Raw genomic sequence first — 6,191 nt, forward strand, 5'->3', positions numbered from 1 at the left:
CCCCGGCCCCTTCGGCGTCCCGGAACACCAGGGGGCGACACGCGGGCCGCCGGGAGAGCGCTTCACGGGCCTACAGGGGCCCCGAAGGGGCCTTACGGGGGCGAGGCAGCCCCCCGAGCGCACGGCGGCGCCCCGCGCCCGGAGAGCGCACCGCACGGGCGTACAGCGGCCACGCGTACACGCCCACGTGCACACGCCCCACGCCCACGCCCACGCCCACGCCCACGCCCGAGCGAATCAGCGGAGGCCGGATCGGCAGAGGGAGCGCCGGCCGAGGCAACGTCGACAGGGCCCCGGGCGGAGTCGGCAGGTCCGCGGCGAAGACAGGACGCGGGCGAAGACAGAGCGCGGGCGGAAGACAGAGCGCGGAACGCCGGAGCCCGGTGGCGGCAGGCAACAGCCGACCCGAAGGGCACTCCCGGGCCGCACCGAGGCCACCGCCCCAGGACGCCCTACGCCACGTTCACCCGCTGGCCGGGCGGGGCCGCCTCCAGCCAGGCCAGAAAGCCCGTGAGCGCGTCCTCGCTCATCGCCAGCTCCAGACGGGTCCCCCGGTGGAGACAGCCGAGCACCACGGCGTCGGAGAGCAGCGCCAGCTCCTCCTCGCCCTCAGGGGTGCGGCGGGCGATGACCTCGATCGCCGAGCGCTCCAGGACACGGCGGGGCCGGGGGGCGTACGAGAAGACCCGGAACCACATGATGCGGTCACCGCTGTAACGGGCGACGCCGTACACCCAGCCCTTGCCGGTGGGAGTCCCCCCGGGGCCGCCGTCGGGCTCCGCGGCGACGTTCCACCGCAGGGAGCAGTCGAAGGTGCCGCCGGAACGCTGGATCAGCCGTCGCCGCAGACCGAAGACGAACAGTCCGATCCCGACCAGTACGACGACGACCAGAACGCTCACGAGCACCGCGAGGAACATCTCCACCGACCTCCTCGCATCGTTCTCGTCCTTGTCCTCGACCCGGCCCCACGGACAGCCGCATTGCCTCAGCCGCGGCACGGTCTGGAGGGATCCAGTCCGCGCCGCGGCTGAGGGACAGCGTCTCGCGGGGTGCTCAGCGCACCGCCACCGCGCGCAGCCGGACATCGGCACGGCGCTCGGCGGCGGCGTCCTCGTCCGACTTGGCACGATCCAGCGCACGCTCGGCGCGCTGGGCATCGATCTCGTCAGCCAGCTCGGCGATCTCCGCCAGCAGGGACAGCTTGTTGTCGGCGAAGGAAATGAATCCGCCGTGCACAGCGGCGACGACCGTCCCGGATCCCCCTTCGGGGGACGTGGTACGGATGGTCACCGGGCCCGACTCCAGCACACCGAGCAGCGGCTGGTGACCGGGCATGACGCCGATGTCGCCGGACGTGGTGCGCGCGACGACCAGGGTGGCCTCGCCGGACCAGACCTGGCGGTCCGCCGCGACCAGCTCGACATGCAGCTCAGCAGCCAAGGGTGGCTCCTCGGGTCACCACCCGGCGATGATGCCGGGTGTTGGGTCAAAGTCTAATGGGGCTCAGGACACCGGAGTGCCCCGGGCCCCTCCCCCGGCCTGTCACGGCCGGGATCACAGGGAGTCATCAGAGAGCGGGCAGAGGGCGGGGCGGACCCCGCCCCCCTTCAGGAGCCGCTCAGGGCTCAGGAGACACCCAGCTTCTTGGCGTTGGCCTTGAGGTCCTCGATACCACCGCACATGAAGAACGCCTGCTCGGGGAAGTGGTCGTACTCGCCGTCGCAGATCGCGTTGAACGCGGCGATCGACTCGTCCAGCGGAACGTCCGAGCCGTCCACACCGGTGAACTGCTTCGCGACGTGGGTGTTCTGCGACAGGAAGCGCTCCACCCGGCGGGCACGGAGGACGGAGATCTTGTCCTCCTCGCTCAGCTCGTCGATACCGAGGATGGCGATGATGTCCTGGAGGTCCTTGTACTTCTGCAGGATCCCCTTGACGCGCATGGCGGCGTCGTAGTGCTCCTGCGCGATGTAGCGCGGGTCCAGGATGCGGGACGTGGAGTCCAGCGGGTCCACGGCCGGGTAGATGCCCTTCTCGGAGATCGGACGGGAGAGCACCGTCGTCGCGTCGAGGTGGGCGAAGGTGGTGGCCGGGGCCGGGTCGGTCAGGTCGTCCGCGGGGATGTAGATCGCCTGCATCGAGGTGATCGAGTGACCGCGGGTCGAGGTGATGCGCTCCTGGAGGAGACCCATCTCGTCCGCCAGGTTCGGCTGGTAACCCACCGCGGAGGGCATCCGGCCGAGCAGGGTGGACACCTCGGAGCCGGCCTGGGTGTACCGGAAGATGTTGTCGATGAAGAAGAGAACATCCTGCTTCTGCACATCGCGGAAGTACTCCGCCATGGTCAGACCGGCCAGTGCGACGCGCAGCCGGGTGCCCGGGGGCTCGTCCATCTGACCGAAGACCAGCGCGGTCTTGTCGATGACGCCGGACTCGCTCATCTCGTCGATGAGGTCGTTGCCCTCACGGGTGCGCTCACCGACGCCCGCGAACACCGACACACCGTCGTGGTTGTTGGCCACGCGGTAGATCATTTCCTGGATCAGCACGGTCTTGCCGACACCGGCACCACCGAACAGACCGATCTTGCCGCCCTTGACGTACGGGGTGAGCAGGTCGATGACCTTGACGCCCGTCTCGAACATCTCGGTCTTCGACTCAAGCTGGTCGAAGCTGGGCGCCTTGCGGTGGATCGGCCAGCGCTCGGTGATCTCGCTGTTCGCCTCGGGGACGTTCAGCACCTCACCGAGGGTGTTGAAGACCTTGCCCTTGGTGAATTCGCCGACCGGGACCGTGATGCCCGCACCCGTGTCGGTCACCGGGGCCTGGCGGACCAGACCGTCGGTGGGCTGCATCGAGATCGCGCGGACCACGCCCTCACCGAGGTGCTGGGCGACCTCCAGCGTCAGCTTCTTGAGCTTGCCGTCCTCGGCCGGGTCGGCCACCTCGACGGTCAGCGCGTTGTAGATCTCCGGCATCGCGTCGACGGCAAACTCCACGTCGACGACCGGGCCGATGACCCGGGCGACGCGGCCCGTGGCAACGGCCGTTTCAACTGTCGTCGTCATTACTTGTCACTCCCTGCGGTCGCGTCGGCCAGGGCACTGGCTCCACCGACGATCTCGCTGATTTCCTGGGTGATTTCGGCCTGGCGGGCCGCGTTGGCAAGCCGGGAGAGGCTCTTGATCAGCTCTCCGGCGTTGTCGGTCGCCGACTTCATCGCGCGGCGGGTGGCAGCGTGCTTGGAGGCAGCGGCCTGGAGCAGCGCGTTGTAGATCCGGCTCTCGACATAGCGCGGCAGCAGGGCGTCGAGGACGTCCTCCGCCGACGGCTCGAAGTCGAACAGGGGCAGGATCTCGCCCTTGGTCCCGCTGGCGTCCGCACCCGCGGCGCCAGCCGCTGATGTCGCGGTTTCCAGACTGAGGGGCAGCAGCCGGTTCTGCACCGGCATCTGCGTCAGCATCGAGATGAACTCGGTGAAGACGATGTGGAGCTCGTCCACCCCGCCGTCGGCCGTGTCCCGCTGGACCGCCGCGATCAGCGGGTCCGCGACCTTCTTGGCGTCCGCGTAGGTCGGGTTGTCGGTGAACCCGGACCACGACTCGGTGACCTCGCGCTCACGGAAGCCGTAGTACGAGACACCCTTCCGGCCGACGATATAGCTGTCGACCTCCTTGCCCTCGGCCCGCAGCCGGTCGTTGAGCTGCTCCGCCGCCTTGATGGCGTTGGCGGAGTAGCCGCCGGCCAGACCGCGGTCGCTCGTGATGAGCAGGACGGCGGCCCGGGACGGGGACTCGGCCTCGGTGGTGAGGGGGTGGTTCGTGTTCGACCCGGTCGCGACCGCGGTCACCGCGCGGGTCAGCTCGGTCGCGTACGGAGTAGAGGCCACCACCTGACGCTGCGCCTTGACGATGCGCGAGGCGGCGATCATCTCCATCGCCTTGGTGATCTTCTTGGTCGCGGTGACGGATTTGATGCGACGCTTGTAGACCCGGAGCTGGGCTCCCATGAGTCAGGTCCCTTCCGTCGTCACTTGCTCGTGCTGACCGGAGCGTCTTCGCCCAGAAGCTTGCCGTCCGAGGTCTCGAACTGACGCTTGAAGGCGGCGATCGCGTCGCCGACGGCCTGGATGGTGTCGTCGGACATCTTCGCGCCCTCGGCGATACCGGTCAGCAGCTCCTTGCGCTCACGGCGCAGGTGCTCCAGCAGCTCGGCCTCGAAGCGGCGGATGTCATCGACCGGGACATCGTCCATCTTGCCGGTGGTGCCGGCCCAGACCGAGACGATCTGCTCCTCGATCGGCATGGGCTGGTACTGAGGCTGCTTGAGCAGCTCGACCATGCGCTTGCCGCGCTCCATCTGCGCCTTCGACGCGGCGTCCAGGTCGGAGCCGAAGGCGGCGAACGCCTCCAGCTCACGGAACTGGGCGAGGTCCACGCGGAGCCGGCCGGAGACCTGCCGCATCGCCTTGTGCTGGGCGGAGCCACCGACGCGGGAGACGGAGATACCGACGTTCAGGGCCGGGCGCTGTCCGGCGTTGAACAGGTCGGACTCCAGGAAGCACTGGCCGTCGGTGATGGAGATGACGTTGGTCGGGATGAACGCCGAGACGTCGTTGGCCTTCGTCTCGACGATCGGCAGACCTGTCATCGAACCGGCGCCCATGTCGTCGGAGAGCTTGGCGCAGCGCTCCAGCAGACGCGAGTGCAGATAGAAGACATCGCCGGGGTACGCCTCACGGCCCGGCGGACGGCGCAGCAGCAGCGACACGGCGCGGTAGGCGTCGGCCTGCTTCGACAGGTCGTCGAAGATGATCAGTACGTGCTTGCCCTGGTACATCCAGTGCTGGCCGATGGCCGAGCCGGTGTACGGCGCCAGGTACTTGAAGCCGGCCGGGTCGGACGCCGGGGCGGCGACGATGGTCGTGTACTCCAGGGCACCGGCCTCCTCCAGCGCGCCGCGTACGGACGCGATGGTGGAGCCCTTCTGGCCGATGGCCACATAGATGCAGCGCACCTGCTTGTTGACATCGCCGGAGCGCCAGTTGTCGCGCTGGTTGATGATCGTGTCGACGGCCAGGGCGGTCTTGCCGGTCTGGCGGTCACCGATGATCAGCTGACGCTGGCCCCGGCCGATCGGCACCATGGCGTCGACGGCCTTGTAGCCGGTCTGCATCGGCTCGTGGACCGACTTGCGGACCATGACGCCCGGGGCCTGCAGTTCGAGGGCGCGGCGACCCTCGGTCTCGATCTCGCCGAGGCCGTCGATCGCGTTGCCGAGCGGGTCGACGACGCGGCCGAGGTAGCCCTCGCCGACAGCGACGGACAGGACCTCGCCGGTGCGGGTGACCGGCTGTCCCTCCTCGATGCCGTTGAACTCGCCGAGGACGACCGTACCGATCTCCCGCTCCTCAAGGTTGAGGGCGAGGCCGAGGGTGCCGTCCTCGAACTTCAGCAGCTCGTTCGCCATGGCCGAGGGCAGACCCTCGACCTTCGCGATCCCGTCGCCGGCCACACTGACCGTACCGACCTCCTCGCGCGAGGCCGCGTCCGGCTTGTACGACTGGACAAAGGTCTCCAGCGCGTCCCGGATCTCCTCCGGCCGGATCGTGAGCTCCGCCATCTTGAGTTCCCTGCTCTCCTTGTTGGGCCCGAAGCTTCTTGAAGGGGTCTGGGGGCGACCCCCAGGAATCTTCTGCAATCTCTGCACGGCCCAACCGGGCCGCTGGTACTACTGGTGTTACTGGTGCTGCCGTGTTCAGTTGGTGGCGGCGGTCAGCCGGCCATGCGGCGGGTCGCCTCGGCGAGCCGGTCGGCGACCGTACCGTCGATGATCTCGTCGCCGACCCGCACCGAGATCCCGCCGAGGACCTCGGGGTCCACGTCCAGGTTCAGATGCATCTGGCGCCCGTACAGCTTCGCCAGCACCGCGCCGAGGCGCTGCTTCTGCCGGTCGGTGAGCGGTACCGCCGAGGTGACGACCGCGACCGTCCGGTCACGGCGCCCCGCGGCGAGCCTGGACAGGGATTCGAGTCCCTGTCCCAGGCTACGTCCCCGGGGCGCGGTGACACGGCGCGTCACCAGACGCTCGGTGGTCCGCTCCGCCCGGCCGCCGAGCAGGCCGCGCAGCAGCTCGCTCTTGGCCGCGGTGGTGGCCGACCGGTTGGTGAGCGCGGCGCGCAGCTCGGT

General features: G+C 69.1%; 6 protein-coding genes. All 6 read right to left on the reverse strand.

Annotated elements, in window-relative coordinates; translation table 11 throughout:
* Positions 1 to 452: 452 nt before the first annotated feature.
* Complete coding sequence (locus ACWF94_RS30080) at positions 453 to 920, reverse strand: DUF2550 domain-containing protein (RefSeq protein WP_453495432.1); 468 nt, start codon at positions 918 to 920, stop codon at positions 453 to 455.
* Between the two features lie 136 nt (positions 921 to 1,056).
* Positions 1,057 to 1,443 (reverse strand): F0F1 ATP synthase subunit epsilon, encoded by a 387-nt coding sequence (locus ACWF94_RS30085; RefSeq protein WP_453495418.1) that lies wholly within the window; start codon positions 1,441 to 1,443, stop codon positions 1,057 to 1,059.
* A gap of 185 nt (positions 1,444 to 1,628) precedes the next feature.
* Positions 1,629 to 3,071, reverse strand: a complete 1,443-nt coding sequence (gene atpD, locus ACWF94_RS30090; protein WP_453495421.1) for a F0F1 ATP synthase subunit beta — start codon at positions 3,069 to 3,071, stop codon at positions 1,629 to 1,631.
* Positions 3,071 to 4,012: a F0F1 ATP synthase subunit gamma gene (locus ACWF94_RS30095; RefSeq protein WP_453495424.1), complete on the reverse strand. Its 942-nt coding sequence runs from the start codon at positions 4,010 to 4,012 to the stop codon at positions 3,071 to 3,073. The genes atpD and ACWF94_RS30095 overlap by 1 nt, the downstream gene beginning before the upstream one ends.
* 20 nt (positions 4,013 to 4,032) lie before the next feature.
* Complete coding sequence (atpA, locus tag ACWF94_RS30100; protein ID WP_453495427.1) at positions 4,033 to 5,625, reverse strand: F0F1 ATP synthase subunit alpha; 1,593 nt, start codon at positions 5,623 to 5,625, stop codon at positions 4,033 to 4,035.
* A 152-nt stretch (positions 5,626 to 5,777) separates the two neighbouring features.
* A partial coding sequence (gene atpH / locus ACWF94_RS30105; RefSeq protein WP_453495429.1) for an ATP synthase F1 subunit delta occupies positions 5,778 to 6,191 on the reverse strand: 414 nt, incomplete at its 5' end.

The sequence above is a fragment of the Streptomyces sp. NPDC055078 genome, assembly GCF_053607985.1.

What these genes read in the sequence shown, in the direction of transcription:
- ACWF94_RS30080 (WP_453495432.1), bottom strand. Translation starts at nt 920, where the DNA reads ATGTTCCTCGCGGTGCTCGTGAGCGTTCTGGTCGTCGTCGTACTGGTC.
- atpD (WP_453495421.1), bottom strand. Translation starts at nt 3,071, where the DNA reads ATGACGACGACAGTTGAAACGGCCGTTGCCACGGGCCGCGTCGCCCGG.
- ACWF94_RS30095 (WP_453495424.1), bottom strand. Translation starts at nt 4,012, where the DNA reads ATGGGAGCCCAGCTCCGGGTCTACAAGCGTCGCATCAAATCCGTCACC.
- atpA (WP_453495427.1), bottom strand. Translation starts at nt 5,625, where the DNA reads ATGGCGGAGCTCACGATCCGGCCGGAGGAGATCCGGGACGCGCTGGAG.